This window comes from Orrella dioscoreae (assembly GCF_900089455.2).
GTDB lineage: Bacteria > Pseudomonadota > Gammaproteobacteria > Burkholderiales > Burkholderiaceae_B > Orrella > Orrella dioscoreae.
Window position 1 is genome coordinate 3,374,154 of the sequence record NZ_LT907988.1, and the last position, 18,702, is coordinate 3,392,855.

15 protein-coding genes are annotated in these 18,702 nt (G+C 68.1%); 5 read left to right on the top strand and 10 right to left on the bottom strand.

Annotated elements, in window-relative coordinates; genetic code table 11:
- Positions 1–97: 97 nt before the first annotated feature.
- Positions 98–1,468 (top strand): diguanylate cyclase, encoded by a 1,371-nt coding sequence (locus tag ODI_RS15715; RefSeq protein ID WP_067753725.1) that lies wholly within the window; start codon positions 98–100, stop codon positions 1,466–1,468.
- Positions 1,469–1,507: 39 nt separating this feature from the next.
- Here ODI_RS15715 and hemN read toward each other — a convergent pair whose 3' ends face one another.
- On the bottom strand, positions 1,508–2,932 hold the full coding sequence (hemN, locus tag ODI_RS15720) for an oxygen-independent coproporphyrinogen III oxidase (protein WP_067753728.1): 1,425 nt from the start codon (positions 2,930–2,932) through the stop codon (positions 1,508–1,510).
- 111 nt (positions 2,933–3,043) lie between these two features.
- Here hemN and ODI_RS15725 point away from each other — a divergent pair, with 111 nt between their 5' ends.
- Complete coding sequence (locus ODI_RS15725) at positions 3,044–4,198, top strand: NAD(P)H-dependent flavin oxidoreductase (protein ID WP_067753731.1); 1,155 nt, start codon at positions 3,044–3,046, stop codon at positions 4,196–4,198.
- Between the two features lie 101 nt (positions 4,199–4,299).
- Here the strand turns inward: ODI_RS15725 and ODI_RS15730 are convergent, their stop codons facing one another.
- Positions 4,300–5,325, bottom strand: a complete 1,026-nt coding sequence (locus ODI_RS15730) for a TerC family protein (RefSeq protein WP_067753734.1) — start codon at positions 5,323–5,325, stop codon at positions 4,300–4,302.
- Between the two features lie 286 nt (positions 5,326–5,611).
- Positions 5,612–6,160, bottom strand: coding sequence for a cytochrome b (locus ODI_RS15735; RefSeq protein ID WP_067753736.1), 549 nt, complete (start codon positions 6,158–6,160; stop codon positions 5,612–5,614).
- Between the two features lie 258 nt (positions 6,161–6,418).
- Here ODI_RS15735 and ODI_RS15740 point away from each other — a divergent pair, with 258 nt between their 5' ends.
- From ODI_RS15740 to ODI_RS15750, 3 genes are all read left to right on the top strand, one after another.
- On the top strand, positions 6,419–7,993 hold the full coding sequence (locus tag ODI_RS15740) for an EAL domain-containing protein (RefSeq protein ID WP_067753739.1): 1,575 nt from the start codon (positions 6,419–6,421) through the stop codon (positions 7,991–7,993).
- A gap of 272 nt (positions 7,994–8,265) precedes the next feature.
- Positions 8,266–9,588: an MFS transporter gene (locus ODI_RS15745; protein WP_067753814.1), complete on the top strand. Its 1,323-nt coding sequence runs from the start codon at positions 8,266–8,268 to the stop codon at positions 9,586–9,588.
- Between the two features lie 10 nt (positions 9,589–9,598).
- On the top strand, positions 9,599–13,696 hold the full coding sequence (locus ODI_RS15750) for a bifunctional nitrate reductase/sulfite reductase flavoprotein subunit alpha (protein WP_067753815.1): 4,098 nt from the start codon (positions 9,599–9,601) through the stop codon (positions 13,694–13,696).
- A gap of 50 nt (positions 13,697–13,746) precedes the next feature.
- Here the strand turns inward: ODI_RS15750 and ODI_RS15755 are convergent, their stop codons facing one another.
- The 7 genes from ODI_RS15755 to ODI_RS15785 form a co-directional block, all read right to left on the bottom strand.
- Positions 13,747–14,061, bottom strand: coding sequence for a 4a-hydroxytetrahydrobiopterin dehydratase (locus ODI_RS15755; RefSeq protein ID WP_067753741.1), 315 nt, complete (start codon positions 14,059–14,061; stop codon positions 13,747–13,749).
- A gap of 37 nt (positions 14,062–14,098) precedes the next feature.
- Complete coding sequence (locus tag ODI_RS15760; RefSeq protein WP_067753817.1) at positions 14,099–14,671, bottom strand: putative glycolipid-binding domain-containing protein; 573 nt, start codon at positions 14,669–14,671, stop codon at positions 14,099–14,101.
- Positions 14,672–14,729: 58 nt separating this feature from the next.
- Entirely contained in the window at positions 14,730–15,092 is a 363-nt protein-coding gene (locus ODI_RS15765) for a T6SS amidase immunity protein Tai4 family protein (RefSeq protein WP_082985304.1), read from the bottom strand.
- Positions 15,089–15,550 (bottom strand): type VI secretion system amidase effector protein Tae4, encoded by a 462-nt coding sequence (locus tag ODI_RS15770; RefSeq protein ID WP_067753747.1) that lies wholly within the window; start codon positions 15,548–15,550, stop codon positions 15,089–15,091. The genes ODI_RS15765 and ODI_RS15770 overlap by 4 nt, the downstream gene beginning before the upstream one ends.
- A 118-nt stretch (positions 15,551–15,668) precedes the next feature.
- Positions 15,669–16,496, bottom strand: coding sequence for an amidohydrolase family protein (locus ODI_RS15775; RefSeq protein ID WP_173719665.1), 828 nt, complete (start codon positions 16,494–16,496; stop codon positions 15,669–15,671).
- Positions 16,489–17,502 (bottom strand): NAD(P)-dependent oxidoreductase, encoded by a 1,014-nt coding sequence (locus ODI_RS15780; protein WP_067753750.1) that lies wholly within the window; start codon positions 17,500–17,502, stop codon positions 16,489–16,491. Before ODI_RS15780 ends, ODI_RS15775 begins: the two co-directional genes overlap by 8 nt.
- Positions 17,499–18,563, bottom strand: coding sequence for a LacI family DNA-binding transcriptional regulator (locus tag ODI_RS15785; protein ID WP_067753753.1), 1,065 nt, complete (start codon positions 18,561–18,563; stop codon positions 17,499–17,501). Before ODI_RS15785 ends, ODI_RS15780 begins: the two co-directional genes overlap by 4 nt.
- Positions 18,564–18,702 lie beyond the last annotated feature (139 nt).

Here is an 18,702-nt window from a genome sequence, read left to right on the forward strand (position 1 = left end):
GCGGACGCGTGGCGCCCGGCAAGGCGGTAAGCTAGCGGCTTTTTCGCGCCCCGCCCACGTGGCGGATATCGCGGCCACTGGAACACACCTGCCGTCCATGCCTTACCAGAGTGCGCCCACCGAACTCCTCGCCACCACCTGGCGGCGCGCGCAAGCGCGCCATGAGCCCGGCACCCACGCCCGCCTGCGTGACCTGGTGGCCGAGCACAGAACCACGCTTGCCACGCGCTTCTACGAAGCGATGCTGGAATCGCCATCGGCTTCACGCTTCCTGTCGCACCAGCTCGTCCAGACACGTCTGCACGCCGCGCTGCAGCGTTGGCTCGACACCGTGTTCGACATCGCCTTCAACGCGCGCTACGACGAGGCCGTGGCCTTCCAGCGGCACATTGGCGAGGTCCATGCGCGCATCGGCATTCCGTCCCACCTGGTCATGCAAGGCGCGCGCGCGCTGATGATGGACCTGCACGCGCTGCTGGGCGATGCGCCCGTCGCCGAGCGCGCGCAGGCCCTGGCCTGTGCCGTGGACACCATCGGCCAGGCCACCGAGATCATGTGCCATGCCTACGACACCTTCCACGAGCGCAACACCCGCGCGGAAGAGTCGTACCGCCTGTTCGTGGTGTCGCAGGACATCGTGTCCGAGAAGGAAAAGCAGCGCGCCGCCCTGCTGGACTGGGAAAACACTTTCGTCTATGAAATCGCCGTGAACGGCGCCGGTCCGTCGCTGCCGCGGCTGGGCAAGTCCGAGTTCGGCATGTGGTTCCTGCACAAGGCCGCCCATGCGTTCGAAGGCTCCAAGGACGTCGAGAACATCCTGGCGCAGATCACGCAGGTCGACGAGGCCGTCGCAGGCCTGGCCGACACGCCCGCCCAAGCTGCCATCCCCGTGCTCAAGACCGTGCGCGAGCAATGCGCGGCCATCCGCTTCCTGCTGGAGAGCCTGTTCGCCCAGGCGGCCCACCTGGAGTCAGGCCGGGACACGCTGACGCGCCTGCTCAATCGCAAGTACCTGCAGGTGGTGATGGCGCGCGAGATCAACTATGTGCGGCAGAAAGCCTCGCACCTGTCCGTGCTGTCCATCGACATCGACCACTTCAAGGGCATCAACGACCAGTATGGCCACGATGGGGGCGACGCGGTGCTGCAGCACCTGGCGCTTTTCCTGACGCAAAGCGTGCGCAGCGGCGACTATCTGTTCCGCCTGGGGGGCGAGGAATTCCTGATCGTGCTGGTCGACGCCAATGAAGCCCAGGCCATTGCCATCGGCGAGAAGCTGCGCCGCCGCGCCGAGCTTGAACGCATCGCGCTGCGGGATGGCCAGACGCTGTCGGTGACATTGAGCATCGGCGTGGCCACGCACGACGGCCACCCCGACTATCAACGGCTGCTGAGCGCAGCCGACACGGCGCTGTATGGCGCCAAGCGGGCCGGACGCAACCGGGTGCTGGCGAACTCGGCGCTTTGATCGGCGCGGGCATGGCGCCCGCGCATCACGATCAAGGCATCAGACGATGCGCGAGTAGGTCGCGCCCGAGGCACGACCCGCCTGCAGGTAGCGGTCGAACACCATCGCCACGGCACGCACGAAGAACCAGCCCTGCGGACTGACCTGAAGGACCTGCTCGCCGGCGCTGACCAGTCCCATCTCGGACAGGCCCTGCAAGGCCTCGCGTTCGGTGGCGAAATACTGCCAGAAACGCAGGCCATGCTCGCGCTCGAAGGCGGGAATGTCGATGCGGCCCTGGCACATGATCTGCATGATGACCTCGCGACGCAGCAGGTCGTCCACGCCCAGGACCATGCCCTGCACCACCGGGAAACGGCCGCGGTCCAGCCTGGCGTAGTACTCCTCCAGCGTCTTGGCGTTCTGGCTGTAGGTGTCGCCCACGCGGCCGATGGCCGAGACGCCCAGCGCGATGATGTCGCAGTCCGGGTGTGTGCTGTAGCCCTGGAAATTGCGCTGCATGCGGCCCTCGCGCTTGGCGATGGCCAGGGAATCCTCGGGCAGCGCGAAATGGTCCATGCCGATATAGGTGTAGCCGGCGGCAAGGAAACCTTCGATCGCCGAACCCAGCAGGCCGATGCGGGTTTCGCCATCGGGCAGGTCGGCGTCCAGGATGCGGCGTTGCGGCTTGAAACGCTGCGGCAGGTGCGCATAGCCATACAGCGCGATGCGGTCCGGCCGCAGCGAGGCGACCTGCGCAATGGTGTGCGCGAAGGATTCGCGGCTCTGCTTGGGCAGGCCGTAGATGAGATCCATGTTGACGGACTGGAAGCCCAGCGCGCGGGCGCTTTCCGTCAGGCGCTGCACGCTTTCGAAGGACTGGATGCGGTGCACGGCGCGCTGCACGTCGGCGTCGAAATCCTGCACGCCCAGGCTCAGTCGGTTGAAGCCCATTTCGGCCAGGCGCGCCAGCCGCGCCGGCGTGGCCGTGCGCGGATCCACTTCGATCGAGACCTCGGCATCGGGCGTCAAGGGAAATGCCGTGCGCAGGGCGCGCATCAGCCGCGCAAGCTCGTCGTCGTCGAGGAAGGTGGGCGTGCCCCCGCCGAAGTGCAGTTGCGAGGCAGCGCCGCCGCCCATCAGCCGCACGTGCATGGCGATCTCGCGCTCCAGCGCGTCCAGGTAAGGCTCGGCGCGCTCGTGGTGCCGCGTCACCACCTTGTTACAGGCGCAGTAGTAGCAGACGGACTGGCAGAACGGCACGTGCACGTACAGCGACAATGGCCGGGCGAGCCCGGCAGCCGACTCGGCGGCCCGCGCGGACAGGGCCTGGCGGTACTGCATGTCGCCAAACTCCTTGCCGTAGCGGTCCGCGGTGGGATAGGAGGTATAGCGCGGGCCGTTCTTGTCCAGCCGTCGCAGCAGCTCGGGCGAGAACAGGGGCGCGGGAGTCGGGGAAGGAGGGGGGCTGGCCAGGGTATCCATGCGATGCAGTATGAAAGCCCCCCGGCCGCCCCGTCTTGATCTGGCGCAAGGCACCTGACGCCGCCCTGCCCTAGCCTGTGCGGTATCTGCTACCACTAGGCCATTTAACCCATGCAGTATTCCCCTCTCGAGATCGCCGGACACAGCCTTCTGCCCATCGTGCAAGGCGGTATGGGCGTCGGCGTCTCGGCTCACCGCCTGGCGGGCGCCGTCGCACGCGAAAATGCCGTCGGCACCATTGCCAGCGTGGACTTGCGCCACCATCACCCCGACCTGCTCGAACAGACCGAGGACTGCCACGACCGTGAGCGGCTCGACCAGGCCAACCGCATCGCGCTGGACCGCGAGATCCAGGCCGCGCGCGCGCATGCCGAAGGACGCGGCCTGATCGCCGTGAATGTCATGAAGGCCGTGCGTGACCACGCCTCGCTCGTGCGCCAGGCCTGCGAAAGCGGCGCCGACGCCATCGTGATGGGCGCCGGCCTGCCGGTCGACCTGCCCGAGATGACGGCCGACCACCCCCGCACGGCGCTCATCCCCATCCTGTCCGAATCGCGCGGCGTAGCCGTGGTGCTGAAGAAGTGGATGAAAAAGGGCCGCATGGCCAGCGCCGTGGTGATCGAGCACCCCGCGTACGCAGGCGGCCATCTGGGCGCCTCCAGGCTGGATGACGTGCGCCATGAGCGCTTCGGCTTCGCCCGCGTGCTGGAAGAATGCCGCGCCCTGTTCGACGAACTGGGCCTGGGGCGCGACGCCCCCAAGCTGGTGCTGGCAGGCGGCGTGGGCTCGCATGCCGACGTGCGTCATTGGCTGGCGAACGGCGCCGACGGCATCCAGGTGGGCACGGCATTTGCCGTCACCGAGGAAGGCGACGCGCATGAGAACTTCAAGCGCGTGCTGATCGACGCGGACACCGACGCGCTCAAGGAATTCGTCAGCGTGGCCGGCTTGCCCGCGCGCGCGGTCGGCACGCCGTGGCTGGTGCGTTACCTGCGCCAGGAAACCACGCTGCAGTCACGCACCAAGGCCGACCCGCGCCGCTGCAGCCAGCGCCTGGACTGCCTGAGCCAGTGCGGCCTGCGCGACGGCCTGGCGAAATTCGGGCAGTTCTGCATCGACCTGAAGCTGGCCGCGGCGCTGCGCGGGGAGGTCGACAAGGGCCTGTTCTTCCGCGGCGCCACCAAGCTGCCTTTCGGCAAGGCCATCCGGCCGGTGCGGGAGCTGATCGACCATCTGCTGCATGGAACCGAACCCGCCGCAGCGTAGGTCCGGAAGGCAGGCACCCGCGCGGATGCCTGCGCGGCCCTCATTCCCTGAGCAAAAAAAACGCGCCCCGAGGGGCGCGTTCTTCATTCAGGCAATCCTGATCAGGAGGCTTTCTTTGCGCCGTCCTTGTCCTTGCCACCGAAGGGATAGGCGCCGCCCGTGGGCTCGCCCGGCTTGGGCGGAATGACCAGCGACAGGATCATCGTCGCGGCAAGGATCGTCGCCGTGCCCAGCAGCGACCACATCACCGGGATCTTGTAGATGTCGATGAGCAGCATCTTCGTGCCGATCAGCACCAGCACCAGCGCCAGGCCATAAGGCAGCAGGTGGAAACGCTCGTGCATGCCGGCCAGCAGGAAGTACATGGCGCGCAGGCCCAGGATCGCGAAGACGTTGGACGTCAGCACGATGAAGGGGTCGGTCGTGATGGCGAAGATCGCCGGGATCGAATCGACCGCGAAGACCACGTCCACGATACCGATCAGCAGCACCACGACCAGCATGGGCGTGGCGACCTTCTTGCCGTCGATCTTGGTGAAGAAGCGTTCGCCGTCGTAGTCGGGCGCGATCGTCAGCTTGCGGCGCACCCACTTCAGCGCGGGATTGTTGTCCAGGTCGGGCTCCTGGCCCGCCGCCCACCACATCTTGATGCCGGTGAACACCAGGAAGGCGCCGAAGACGTACAGGATCCAATGGAACTCGCTGATGAGCCAGGCGCCAACCAGGATCAGCACGCCGCGCAACACCAGCGCCGCAAGGATGCCGATCATGAGCACGCGCTTCTGGAATTCGGGCGGCACCGCGAAATACGTGAACAGCAGCAGGAAGACGAAGATGTTGTCGACCGCCAGCGCCTTTTCAACCAGGTAGCCGGTGATGAACTCCAGCGCCTTGTCATTGGCGATCGCGCGTTCGGCCGCATCAGGCCCCATGCCGCCCAGGCCCCACCAGACGAGGCCGACGAACACGAAGCTGGCAGCCACCCAGATCAATGACCAGATGGCGGCAGCGCGTATGGAAACTTTTTGGGCGCCCTGACGATTGAGGGCGAAGAAATCGAGAAGCAACGCAACGATCACGAAAACCGTGAACAGCGTCCACAACATTGGCGTACCGACAGATACCATGGCGAGACCCTTTGTAACGGGATGGGAAGAGGAAAAAACCCATGCCGGTCTCGCCAGCCGCGCTTGTGACGCGGACCACAGTGCCGGGATTCCGCGGCGGCGCATAGTGGCCACCCGGCTTCCGTGCTGACGACACTGCAGGAGCCAAACTGCGGGCTCCGGCTACTCCCCGAGAGAGCGAGCCGCGATTAAATCAATCCCGGCCCGGCCTGTCAACTTCATTCAGCTTACAGTCAGGATGCATTGCGCAACCAGGCGCAACGGTCCTGCCACGCTGCTTACATTCCTAGTACGCCCTGCCCCACATGCGGGAAAAGACGCCGTCCTTCAGCACCACTCGGTGATAGACCGCCGCAGCGACGTGCCCCACGATAAGCGCAAGCAGCACCCAGGCCAGCAGGCCGTGGAACGTGCTGGCCGGCGTGATGAGCGCCGGAATCTCCTGCCCGCTCGCTTCGAAGAGCGGCATGCCGAAAGGGGAAAAGCCGCGGCCTCGGCCATAGGCCCGCAGCACTGCCAGGAAGGGCACGAGGATCATCAGCGCATGCATCAGCAGATGGCTGACACCTGCCAGCCGGCCCAGGACACCCGTGTGCAGCGGGCGGCGGCCGATATTGACCAGGCCCCATGTGCCCCGCAACACGGCCAGGAGCAGCAGCAGGAAGCCCAGGCTGCCGTGGTTGGACCAGAGCAGGCGCTCCAGGGAAACGCCGCGCGCGAAAACGTGCAGCAACGCGCCCAGCAACTGGACGGTCAGCAGCAGCGCCATTGCGCCATGCAGCACGCGGCTGACGCGGCCATAACGTTCAGGGGTGTCGAAACAGGAAGTGCGCATGGGGATATCCAGCTGGCCAACCAGGGAAAGAGCTTCCCGCACAGGGAAAGTTCCGCAGTGCAGCATGATTTTCACCGTCGCAAGGATCGGTGCGAAAACGCCAAGGACCGCAATTTTTTCCGCGCCGGACGCCTATTTAAGGCAGAAACGCGGCCTTTCTTTTCCCGACGAACCGCAATTCCATCAGTTATCTTTGCCTGCTAGCGAGCCGGCATGCCCATCGGGGGAAGACATACCCGCTCATGCCAGGATAAATGGATGAACCGCACTCGAGTCATAGCCTATGGGATCGTGATGGCCATCATCGGCGCCATTCTTCCCATTGCGCTCATGGCCCAGTTCTCGTGGACGCAGGCAGTCGGTGCGGAACAGAAGCACCTGACGGAACTGGCCGACCGGACGATCCGGCGGGCCAAGCTCTCGTTTGACCAGGCCGTCAGCGCCCTGCGCCAGATGGAAGGCCTGGGCCTGCTGCCCTGCTCGCGCGCGCACATCGATGCCATGCGCCGCCTGACCATGAACGTCCGGCCGATCGAGGAAATCGGCTATTTCAACGACAACCTGCTGCGCTGCACGTCCTGGGGCGTGACGGAAAAAGACATCTCGCGCGCTCGGGTCGATTACGTGACGCCCGACGGCATCGAGGTCACGATCTCCCTGCGTCCCTCGGTCACCCGTGGCGATCCCATGATGGCCATCCAGGTCGGCGCGCATAACGCCCTGGTGAACACGGCCCGCTTCACGGACCTGATCATCGACGATGTCATCCAGCTCGCGATCACCCGCAACGACGGCACGCCCATCGCTGACCTGAACGGCCCTGCCCCGGCCACGGTGCGCGACATGCTGCGCGGCCGCGCCAGCGGCGTCACCCCCACGCACCTCTATGCCTGGGCCAGCCACGGTGGCTGGACCGCGCTGGCGATCCAGCCCCGCAGCGCCATGCAGGAGAACCTGCGCCGCGAACAGAGCATGCTGATTCCGATCGGCGCCTTCATCAGCCTGTTCATCGTCGCACTCGTCTTCCGCCTGTCGCGCGAGCGGCTGTCGCCGCTGGCCGAACTGCAGATCGCCGTCAAGAAACGCGAGTTCGTGGTGCATTACCAGCCGATGGTCGACCTGTGCAACGGCGCCTGCGTGGGCGCCGAGGCGCTGGTGCGCTGGCGCCGGCCCGATGGCACGATGGTTCACCCGGACATGTTCATTCCCCTGGCCGAGGAAAGCGGCCTCATCCTGCCCATCACGGACCAGGTCATCGACACGGTGGTGCGCGACCTGGGCGGCATGCTTGCGCAAGACCGCGCCATGCACGTTGCCATCAATCTGAGCGCCGAGGACGTGCGCACCGGCCGCGTGCTGCCGGTGCTGTCGAAAGCGCTGGAGCACTCGGGCATACAGAACCAGCAGGTCTGGCTGGAAGCGACCGAGCGCGGCTTCATGGACATCGCCTCGGCGCGGGCCACCGTTGCCAAGGCGCGCGCCATGGGCCACTGCGCGGCACTGGACGACTTCGGCACCGGTTATTCCAGCCTGCAATTCCTGCAAGGGCTGCAACTGGACGCGCTGAAGATCGACAAGTCCTTCGTGGACACCATCGGCAAGGAGTCTGCCTCGAGGGCCGTGGTGTCCCACATCATCGACATGGCCCGGACCCTGGACCTGCTGATCGTGGCCGAGGGCGTGGAAACCCAGGCGCAGGCCGACTACCTGCGCGAACATGGCGTGGCCCTGGCCCAGGGCTGGCACTATGCCAAGGCCATGCCGCTCGACGAGTTCCTCGCTTTCTACCAGCAGTCGCGCCTGCATCACCGCCCCCCAGCTCCCCACGCCTGAGACCGCGCACTGCCGCGGTGCAAGCGCGCACCAGCCTCGTGCCGCACCGCACCAGCCCCCAACGCCGCCTGAGCGTCTGCGCCCTGCCAGGGCGCGGAGACGGCAGCGCTGGCACGCCTCTTGCTTGATTGATCCTGCGCGGCCTGCCTCATGGGCCACGCGCAACGATCAGACAGGCCCGCGAGGGCCGAATTGGGCAACGGCGTCCTCTTCCTTCCGTCCTCATGGCGGCAGGGACAGGACGCCGTTGTCGTTGGAGCCGAGCAAACATGCTGGAAGACAAAGCCACCCGTATCACCCTGTTCAGCCTGCGCAGCGCGCCGATGCGCGCCTTCCACCTGACCTGGCTGGCCTTTTTCGTCTGCTTCTTCGCCTGGTTCGCGTGCGCGCCGCTGATGCCGGTGATCGTGCAGGCGTTCTCGCTGACGCCCGAACAGGTGGCCAACATCAACATCGCCGCGGTGGCGGTGACCATCCTGGTGCGCATGCTGGTCGGCCCCCTGTGCGACCGCTACGGCCCGCGCCGCATCTACACGGGGCTCATGACGCTGGGCGCGCTGCCCGTCTTCGCGCTGGCCTTCGCGGACGATTACCTGACCTTCCTGCTCTGCCGCCTGGGCATCGGCGCCATCGGCGCCAGCTTCGTCATCACGCAGTACCACACCTCGGTCATGTTCGCGCCCAACGTGGTGGGCACGGCCAACGCCACGACCGCCGGCTGGGGCAATGCGGGCGCCGGCGCCGCCCAGGCCCTGGTGCCGCTGCTCTTCTCCGCCATCCTTTTCCTGGGCGTGGACACGGCCCAGGCGTGGCGCGGCGCCATGCTGGTGCCCGGCGCCGCGCTGCTGGCCATGGCCTGGCTGTACTGGCGCTACACCCAGGACTGCCCGCAGGGCGACTACGCGACGCTGCGCCGCGACGCCGCCAGGCTGCCGCCGCGCAAGGGAGGCTGGGCCAGCTTCCGCCAGGCCTGTGGCAACTACCGGGTGTGGATGCTGTTCCTGACCTACGCGGCCTGCTTCGGCGTGGAAGTCTTCATGCACAACATCGCCGCCATCTACTACGTCATGCATTTCGACTTCTCGCTGCGCGACGCAGGCCTGGCCGCCGGCACCTTCGGCCTGCTTGCCCTCTTCGCCCGCGCGCTGGGCGGCTGGCTCTCGGACAAGGCCGCCGCCCGCTGGGGCCTGGATGTGCGCGCCAGCCTCCTGTGCCTGCTCATCATCGGCGAAGGCCTGGGACTGCTGTGGTTCTCGCAGGCGTCCGGCGCCGTCATGGCGATCCTTGCCATGCTGGTCTTCGGCCTCTTCACCCACATGGCCTGCGGCGCCACCTATGCGCTGGTGCCCTTCGTGGACCGCAAGGCCCTGGGCGGCGTGGCCGGCATCGTGGGCGCGGGCGGCAACGTCGGCGCGGTGGCGGCGGGCTTCCTGATGAAGGAAGTGGGCGACATGCAAGGCACGCTGCTGTGGCTCGGCGCCTTCGTGGCGGTGTCTTCGCTGTGCGCGCTGGCCGTGCGTTTCTCGGCCGAACACAAGGCAAATGAAGCCGCGCTGCGCGACCGCGCGCTGGCCGCCGGCGGCCTCGCGCGATAAGGAGCCCGCGATGCCTGCCGGCCAAGTCAAGACTGCCTGTCCGTATTGCGGCGTGGGCTGCGGCATGATCCTGCACGTCGAGGACGGTCGGGTCGCCAAGGTGTCAGGCGATCCGGAACATCCCAGCAACATGGGCCGGCTGTGCACCAAGGGCCTGTCGGCGCACGTGCCGATCAGCGATGCCGGACGGCTGCGCCAGGCCTACGTGCGCCGCGCGCGCGGCCAGGACCCCGTGCCCACGCCCATGCAGGACGCCATCGCCGAGACGGCGCGCAGGCTGGGCGGCATCCGCGATGCGCATGGCCCGGACGCGATCGCCCTGTATGTGTCGGGCCAGATGTCGCTGGAGGCGCAATACCTGGCCAACAAGCTGGCCAAGGGATACCTGCGCACCGCACACATCGAATCGAATTCGCGGCTGTGCATGGCCAGCGCGGCCAGCGGCTACAAGCTCTCGCTGGGCGCCGACGGGCCGCCTGGCTCATACGAGGACTTCGACCGCAGCGACCTGTTCTTCGTGATCGGCGCGAACATGGCCGACTGCCATCCCATCCTGTACCTGCGCATGATGGACAGGGTGAAGGCCGGTGCGCGTCTCATCGTCGTCGACCCGCGCCGCACCGCCACGGCCGAGAAGGCCGGCCTGCACCTGGCGCCCCGGCCAGGCACGGACCTGGCGCTGCTCAACGGCCTGCTGCACCTTCTGCACGCCGAAGGCCGCGTGGACCCGGCCTTCATCGCCGCGCACACCGACGGCTGGGACGACATGCCCGCCTTCCTGGCCGGCTATGCGCCCGCGCATGTCGCTGGCATCACCGGCCTGTCCGAGCAGGACATCCGCCAGGCCGCCGACTGGATCGGCGAGGCCGGCGAGTGGATGAGCTGCTGGACCATGGGCCTGAACCAGAGCACGCACGGCACCTGGCACACCAACGCGCTGTGCAACCTGCACCTGGCCACCGGCAAGATCTGCCGGCCAGGCAGCGGCCCGTTCTCGCTGACCGGGCAACCCAATGCCATGGGCGGGCGCGAGATGGGCTACATGGGCCCCGGCCTGCCCGGCCAGCGCAGCGCGCTGGATCCGCGCGACCGCGAGGAAGTGGAAGCGTCGTGGGGGCTGGCGCCCGGCACGCTGCGCACGGACGCAGGCAATGGCACCGTGGATCTCTTCGCACGCATGGCGCAAGGCGAGATCAAGGCCTGCTGGGTCATCTGTACCAATCCGGCCGCCAGCGTGCCCGACCGCGACACGGTGGCGGCCGGCCTGCGCGCGGCCGAGCTGGTCATCACGCAGGATGCCTTTCTCGACACGGAAACCAACCGGCACGCCGACATCCTGCTGCCCGGCGCGCTGTGGGCCGAGGCCGACGGCGTGCTCATCAACTCCGAGCGCAACCTGACGCTGACGCCGCGCGCCGTCGACCCGCCTGGCGAAGCCTGGCCCGACTGGCGCATCATTGCCGCCGTGGCCACCGGGTTGGGCTATGGCGATGCGTTCCGCTACGACACCGCCGCCGACGTCTTCGCGGAAATCACCCGCCACGCCAACCCGCGCACCGGCTATGACCTGCGCGGGGCCAGCCACGCGGCACTGCGCGAAGCGCCGATCCAGTGGCCCTGTGCGCCGGGCGAGGCGCGGCTGCGCCATCCGATCCGCTACGTGCGCCACGCCGACGGCCAACGGACGCTGCGCTTCCCCACCGCCAACGGCCGGGCGCGCTTCCACGCGCGGCCCTACGCGCCGCCCGCCGAGCTGCCCGACGCCGACTACCCGCTGGTGCTGAACACCGGCAGGCTGCAGCACCAATGGCACACCATGACCAAGACGGGCAAGGTGGCCATGCTGAACAAGCTGAACCCCAAGCCCTTCGTGGAAATCCATCCGCAGGATGCCGCGGCGCTGGGCATCGCGCCCCAGACCCCGGTGGAGATACGTTCGCGGCGTGGCCGCGCCGTGCTGCCCGCCGTCATCAGCGATCGCGTGCAGCCGGGCAGCTGTTTCGCGCCGATGCACTGGAACGATGTCCAGGGCGACGCGCTGTCCGTGAACGCCGTCACCAGCACGGCCGTGGACCCCGTCTCCTTGCAGCCCGAATTGAAGTTCTGCGCGGTGGCGCTGGCCCCCGTGGCCGCGCCGCAAGCCGTGCCCGACGACGCAGGCAGGGCCGCCCCCCTGCCGGCCCCCACGGCGACGGCAGGCGCGCCCGTGCTTGCGCTGGATGCCCTTTCTGCTGCCCTGGGCCTGGGCCCCGCGGCGCCGCCGCCACTCGACGAGCAGGAGCGTCTGTATGTGAGCGGCCTGCTGGCAGGCCTGCGGGCGGCGGAGACCCTGTCCGGCGACCCGCAAGGCGTGCCCGTCGTGCCGCCCCAGGCGCCGCTCAATCCCTCGGCACGAGTGTGGCTGGACGGCATGCTGGCCGGCCTCTACAGCCGTGTCGCCCTGCCGGCCAACGACACCGCCGCCCCGGCCCCGGCACCTTTGCGCATCGTGGGCAGCCGCCCGAAAGTGGCACTGCTGTGGGCCTCGCAGACCGGCAACATCGAATCGCTGACCGAACACTACGCCACCCTGCTCATGGAGGCCGGGTTCGATATCCGTGTCGCCTGCATGGCGGACTTCCCGGTGGCCCACTTCGCCAAGGTCCAGTACGCGCTATGCCTGACCAGCACCTTCGGCGACGGTGATCCGCCCGACAACGGCCAGGCGCTGTGGCAGGCCTTGCAGGCGGATGACGCGCCGCGCCTGGACGGCCTGCGCGTCGGCGTGCTGGCCTTCGGCGACCGCAACTACGACAGCTTCTGCGGACACGGCCGACGGCTGGATGCGCGCCTGGCCGAGCTGGGCGCCATCCGCCTGGCGCCACGCGTGGAGTGCGACGTCGACTTCCAGCCCCAGGCCGACAACTGGCTCACGCAGCAGATCGCCTGCATCAAGGCGGACGATGCCGAGCGTCATGCCGCCACCCCGCGCGCGCCGACGTCCGGCACCGCCGCCACCAAGGCAAGTCCCGCGCCTGCGCGCCTGCTGGGCAACACGCGCCTGAGCGGGCCCGGCGCGGCGAAGGACACGCGCTGCGTCGCACTCTCGCAGGAAGCGGGCGGCCTGGACTACGAAGCGGGCGACGCCCTGGGTGTCTGGGCCCGCAACTGTCCTGAACTGGTCGAGGAAATCCTGCACCTGGTGCACTTGCCCGCGGATGCGCCCGTCACTGTCGGCGGGCTGGGCGAACTGGCGCTGGGCGAGGCGCTGGCCTGCCATTTCGACATCACGCGCCCGACGCCCGAGGCGCTGGCAAGCATCGCCGCGCGCACCGGCAACACCGCGTTGGCGGCGCTGCTGGAGGCGCCGCGCAAGGCCGAGCTGAAGCACTGGCTGTGGGGCCGCCAGCTGGCCGACGTGCTGCATGAGTCCCCCATGACCTTGACCGCCCAGGAACTTGTGGGCCTGCTCAAGCGCATGCAGCCGCGCCTGTACTCCATCGCTTCCAGTCCCCGCGCGCATGCCGGGGAAATCCACCTGACCGTGTCGGCCGTGCGTTATCACAATGGCCGGCGCGCACGGAAAGGCGTGGCCTCGACCTTCCTGGCCGATCGCGCCGGGGACGGCCACGTGCCGGTCTTCGTGCAGAAGTCGGCCCATTTCCATCCGCCGGCGCAAGGCGACGTGCCCATCATCATGGTTGGCCCGGGCACCGGCATCGCGCCTTTCCGCGGCTTCCTGCATGACCGCCGCGCCACCGGCGCGCGCGGGCGCAACTGGCTGTTCTTCGGCGAACAGCACGCGGACAGCGGCTTCTATTACCGGGACGAACTGGACACCATGCGCCAGGACGGGCTGCTGAGCCGCCTGGACCTCGCCTTCTCGCGCGACCAGGCCCGGAAGACCTATGTCCAGGACCGCATGCGCGAGCAAGGCGCGCAGCTCTGGTCCTGGCTGCAGGATGGCGCGCACTTCTATGTCTGCGGCGATGCGTCCCGCATGGCCAGGGACGTGGACACCGCGCTGCGCGAGATCGTCGCCCGGCAGGGCGCAATGTCCGACGAAGCCGCCGGCGAGTTTGTGACGGGACTGGCGCGCGACAAGCGCTATCTGCGCGACGTGTACTGACCCCTCCGCGGTCCCGGCCTGGCAGCGCCCCCAGAAACGCGTGCCCCCGATCAGCCAGGGTTGCGCATCTGCAGGAAAGCCGCATCCATCCATCGGGCCAGGTTCACGTCGCGCTGGCTCAGGCCCTGGATCTCGTGCGTGGCCAGCACCACCTCGACGTCGGCATACACATTGCGCCACTCCGGGTGATGAGCCAGTGCCTCGGCCTGCATCGCCACGCGTGTCATGAAGCCAAAGGCCGCGTTGAAATCCTTGAAGCGGAAATGGCGCGCGATGGCGTCGCGGCCAGGCACCTGCCTCCAGTCAGGCAGCTCGGCCAGGACGGTTGGCAGGGCAAGTCGGGCCGGGGGCGTGCGCGTGGCCATGGCGGGGTCTCCAGGTAGGGGGACGGCGCTGCGCGTGTCAGGCGCGGCGGAACAGATCGGGATAGTCCAGCACGAAGCCGTCGGCATCCACCGAGATGTCGCGCCGGAAGTCGGCGTCCAGCGATTCGAAGCGATGCCGTCCGCCGGCCAGCCGCGTATAACGCTGCGGCGCCTTCGACAGTGCCAGGCCGGGCCAGCCGACGTGGACGACATGGATCTCGGCCGACGCGCCCTCTGCCAGGTCCAGGCGACGGATGGGCAATGTATTGGTGGCGGGCGACACGCTCAGGTCGACATCGATGGCGCCCGCCAGTTCAGGCAAGGGCGCGCCCCCTTCAGCGGTCCAGCGCCCGTGTCCATCGGACTGCAGCTGGATGGAACAGGCGCTGCCCACCTCCTGGATGAACAGACGGCGCGTGCGCCAGGCCGCGTCGACATGCAGGCGATACCGCAAGGCGCCGCGCTGGCCCGAGTCGGCCTGCATCACGACAACGGCATCGAAGATCGTGCCGCCAGCCAGGGTCTGCACGTGCAGGTGTTCCAGGCTGGGGGAGGCCAGCCCCTCCCAGCGCAAGGTCAAGGGAGTGGCGGTGTCGGTGCGAGTATCCATGCAGGCAGCATAAAGCGGATCCGCCAGCAAAACCGTAACGGGAAGCGCCCCGCACGGCTTAGCGGTAGGGTTTGACCAGCGTCGCCAGGGCCGGCGACTGCAGCAGGTCGAGGCACTGCATGACGTGCAGCGGCTCGCCGCTCTTGCTTTGATAGGGCTTGGCAAGATGCGTGCCGACCAGGGCCGCGATCTCGCCATAGACGTCGGCGTCAGCCGAGCCCAGTTCGACATAGGCGCCGGACGCACGGCGCGCATCGGCGCCGAAGGACGTATCGGGGAAGGCGCGCTGCAGGCATTGGCTGACCGCGAATTTTTCCAGGCGCTGCGCCTCGGATTGTTGGGGCGCTTCCCGCGTGGCGGGCGCCCCGCAGGCCACCAGCGGCCAGGCCAGTACGCTGGCCATGATCCATCGACGATTCATTTCAACTCCCACAGGCTCGCTCGCGTCGACTCGGCAAAATAGCACGAGTCCGAGCACATGGTGCCGTTCCACAGCGTGGCGTGGCCGGAGGCATCGCTCCAGATGGACACGTCAAAGACCAGGATGCCCTTCTTTCCCGCGAAGTTCGCCGCCGTCGGCTTCTCGCAGGTGTGCTCGGGCTTGCCGAACAGCGCGTCGAGGTGAGGCACCAGATCCTTGACGCGGTACAGATAGCGGGCCCCGCCGTCACCCGAGGACACCGCTCCGGCATTGGCCGTGATGGGGAAACCCGTCTGGTTCAGCACGTAGCTCATGCGGATGGCGCAGGCATTGGTGAAGATGCCCCCATCGATATTGCGCTTCACCTTGCCGCCGATGACCTGGCCCACGTGGGCGACCGAGCCGGCGACTCGCGAGAAGGCCGCCCAGGCCAGGTTGAAATTGGGTCGCTGCGCCATGATTCCCCTGCTTGCCGGTTGATGGTGCCGGGAACCTTATCGGGCGCGTGCGACCCCTTTCATGACAGGAAAAAGTCCGTTACGCAGCCTTGCGGGGCGTCACACTTGGCGAGCGGTGTCACCCGTAGCGGTACAAGCCCGCCGGATTGTCGACCAGGATGCGCTGCAGGACCTGGGCATTCCCCGCCCATACGCCGAGCAATGCCAGCAGATTCGCCTCGTCGGGACGCCGCGCCTGCCCCGGATGCGGCCAGTTGCTGGCCCAGAGGCAGCGCTCGGGATAGCGGCGCGCCAGTTCCGCCGCCAGGCGGCCCACGTCGTCATAGCCCGGCGCACCGATGCGGGAAGTCTCATACGGCGCAGACAGCTTCACCCAGGTATTGCCCGCGTCCAGCAGGCGGCACAGGCTGTGCCAGCCGGGGTGATCCAGCCCCACGGGCGCCAGGAACTTGCCCGTGTGATCGATGACCAGCGGCGTGGGCAAGGCGGAAAGCAGAGGCTCGTAGGCCGGCAATTCACGGCCATCAAGCTGCAGGTTGATGATCCAGCGCCACGGCGCGATACGCGCGGCCATCACCGGCAGGTCGTGCCAGCCCAGCAAGGATTGCGCGCCAGGGATCATCATGAAGCGCACGCCGCGCACGCCGGCACGATCCCACTGCGCCAGTTGTTCCTCGGCGGTATCGGTGGCGAAGGTCAGGATGGCGCGCGCCGCGTCGCCGCCCTGCCGCAAGGCATCCAGCGTGCAGCGATTGTCCAAGCCATAGCCCACGGGCTGCACGATGACCGCGCGCGACAGGCCCAGGCGGGCGCGCAGCGCCAGGTAATCCTCCCAGCGCGCACCCTCCGGCGCGACAGCGGGCGCGGGCATGGGGTAGCGGTCGGGGGCATAGACATGCAGATGCGTGTCGCAGGCGCCGGATGGAAGCGCCAGGACCTCAGGCATGGTTCGCGCCCGCCGCCATGAAACGCTCACGGAAACGCGTGGCGTGGTCGAGGTTCAGGGCGCCCGCCGGCGCTTCGCCGCGCAGCATCGCCCCCACCTGCGCGACCGTGTCCAGCGCCTGGTGCGCCACGGCTTGCGGCGTGAGACCGCCGACATGGGGCGAGGCGATGACCTTCGGGTGCGCAGCCAGCGTCGGGCTGGGCATCTGGTCCGGCGCCCTGCCCACGTCCAGCGCGCAGCCCGCCAGGCGGCCGGCATCCAGCGCGCGCAACAGCGCCGCGTCATCCACCAGCTCGCCGCGCGACGCATTGATGAAGCAGGCCTCCGGCTTCATGGCCGCGAAGGCGGCGTCATTGAACAGATTGGCGGTCTGCGGCACCGACGCGGCCAGACAGACCACGTGGTCCGATTGCGCCAACAGGGCCGCCAACGTGTCGGCGCGGCGGCACGGCGCCACATCGGCCTGGAAGGGATCGTGCACGACCACGTCCATGCCCAGCGCCAGACCCAGGCGCGCCAGATAGCGGCCGATGGTGCCGTAGCCCACGATGCCCAGCGTGGCGCCGGCCAGTTGCCGTCCCATGCGCGGCCGCGGCGCACGGCCCGCGCGATAGTCGCCCACGCCATCCGAGATGCCGCGGTCCAGGTCGATCATGGCGCCGACGATCCATTCGGCCACGGAAGGGCCGAAGCCCGGCGAGGCGCGCGTGACCAGCACGCCGTGCTGGCTGGCGGCGGCCAGGTCGATATTGCTGACATCCACGGCCACGCGGCAGAACGCCACGAGCTCGGGCAGGCTGGCGAAGACTTCGGCTGGCACTGCCGGCACGCGCGCGCCGATGATGACCTGGCAGCCCTGCGCCGCGTCGATCATCTCGCGCGGCGAGAGCGGCGCGTCCTGCGCGTTGAGCCGCACGTCGGCAAGCGCGCGCAGGCCGGACAGGGCCTGCTCGCCGTAATAGTTTTCCCGCATGCGCGGGCTGTGGTTCAGGAATACTCGGATCATGCCCTGCTCCCGGAAGGCTGCGCCGCGGGCGGCGGACTGACGGATTCCCGCGGCACCAGCGCGGGATCGAAACGAAGTTGCTCGGCCGGCGCGTCAGGCTCGGTGATGCGCAGCACGGCGCGATCGACCATGGCCTGCGCCATGGGCTCGACCGGCATGGCGATGGACGTGAGCGGCGGCGACGTGAAGGCCGCCAGCACCATGTTGTCCATGCCCACCACCGAGACGTCTTCCGGCACGCGCTTGCCGGCGGCGCGCAGGCCGGCCATGAGGCCCATGGCAAGCGTGTCGTTGACCGTGACCACGCCCGTGGGCGCGGCGGTTTCGGCGGCCAGCCGCTGGCCGAGTTCATAACCGATGTCGGCCAGCTCGGAATCCCCATAGGCCGTGATGGCGCGGCCTTCATAGACCTGCGCGGACACCGGCTCGGCGGCCTGGCCCGCTGCGCGCAGGAAGCCCTGGATCTTGCGGTCGCGGCTGTTGGTGCGGCCCGCCGGCATCACGAAGGCCAAGCGGCGGTGGCCGTGATCGATGAGATGCTGCGCGGCCAGGCGTCCGGCCTCGACATTGTCGGCATAGACATGGTCGATGCCCCGGTTGCCCGCGGTACCCGGCGCGCGGTCATAGCTGATGACGGCCAGCCCGCGCGCGACGGCATCCTCGACATGGCGCTCGTCATCGAAGGACGACAGCAGGATGGCCGCGGCCACCCCGAAGCCGCTCAGGTCTTCCAGCATGCGGGCTTCCAGCGCACGGTCGCGATGCGTGTTGCACAGCATGACGCGATAGCCGTGGCGGGTCTGCGCATAGGACTCGAGCGCCGCGGCGATCTGTCCATAGAAAGGGTTGGCCGTGGACGGGACCAGCAGGCCGATGACGGGCATCTTGCCGGTCTTCAATTGGCGGGCGGCCTGGTTGGGACGGTAGCCGAGCAACTGGATGGCCTGCTGGATCCGCTCGGCGGTATCGGGGCGCAGGCGTTCCGTCCGACCATTCAAGACGTTGGACACGGAACTGATCGATACCTTGGCGAGCCTGGCTACGTCCTGGATCGTGGCCATGCCGGTCTCCTTTGCGGCCCCGCCGGCACCTGACCGGCATGATGAAGCTGGATCATATGAATCGTTCTAGTAAATCGTTATATCTCGACGAATGTATCACGCACCTGAAGGACGAACAATTCTAGCGTTTTCCCCTAGT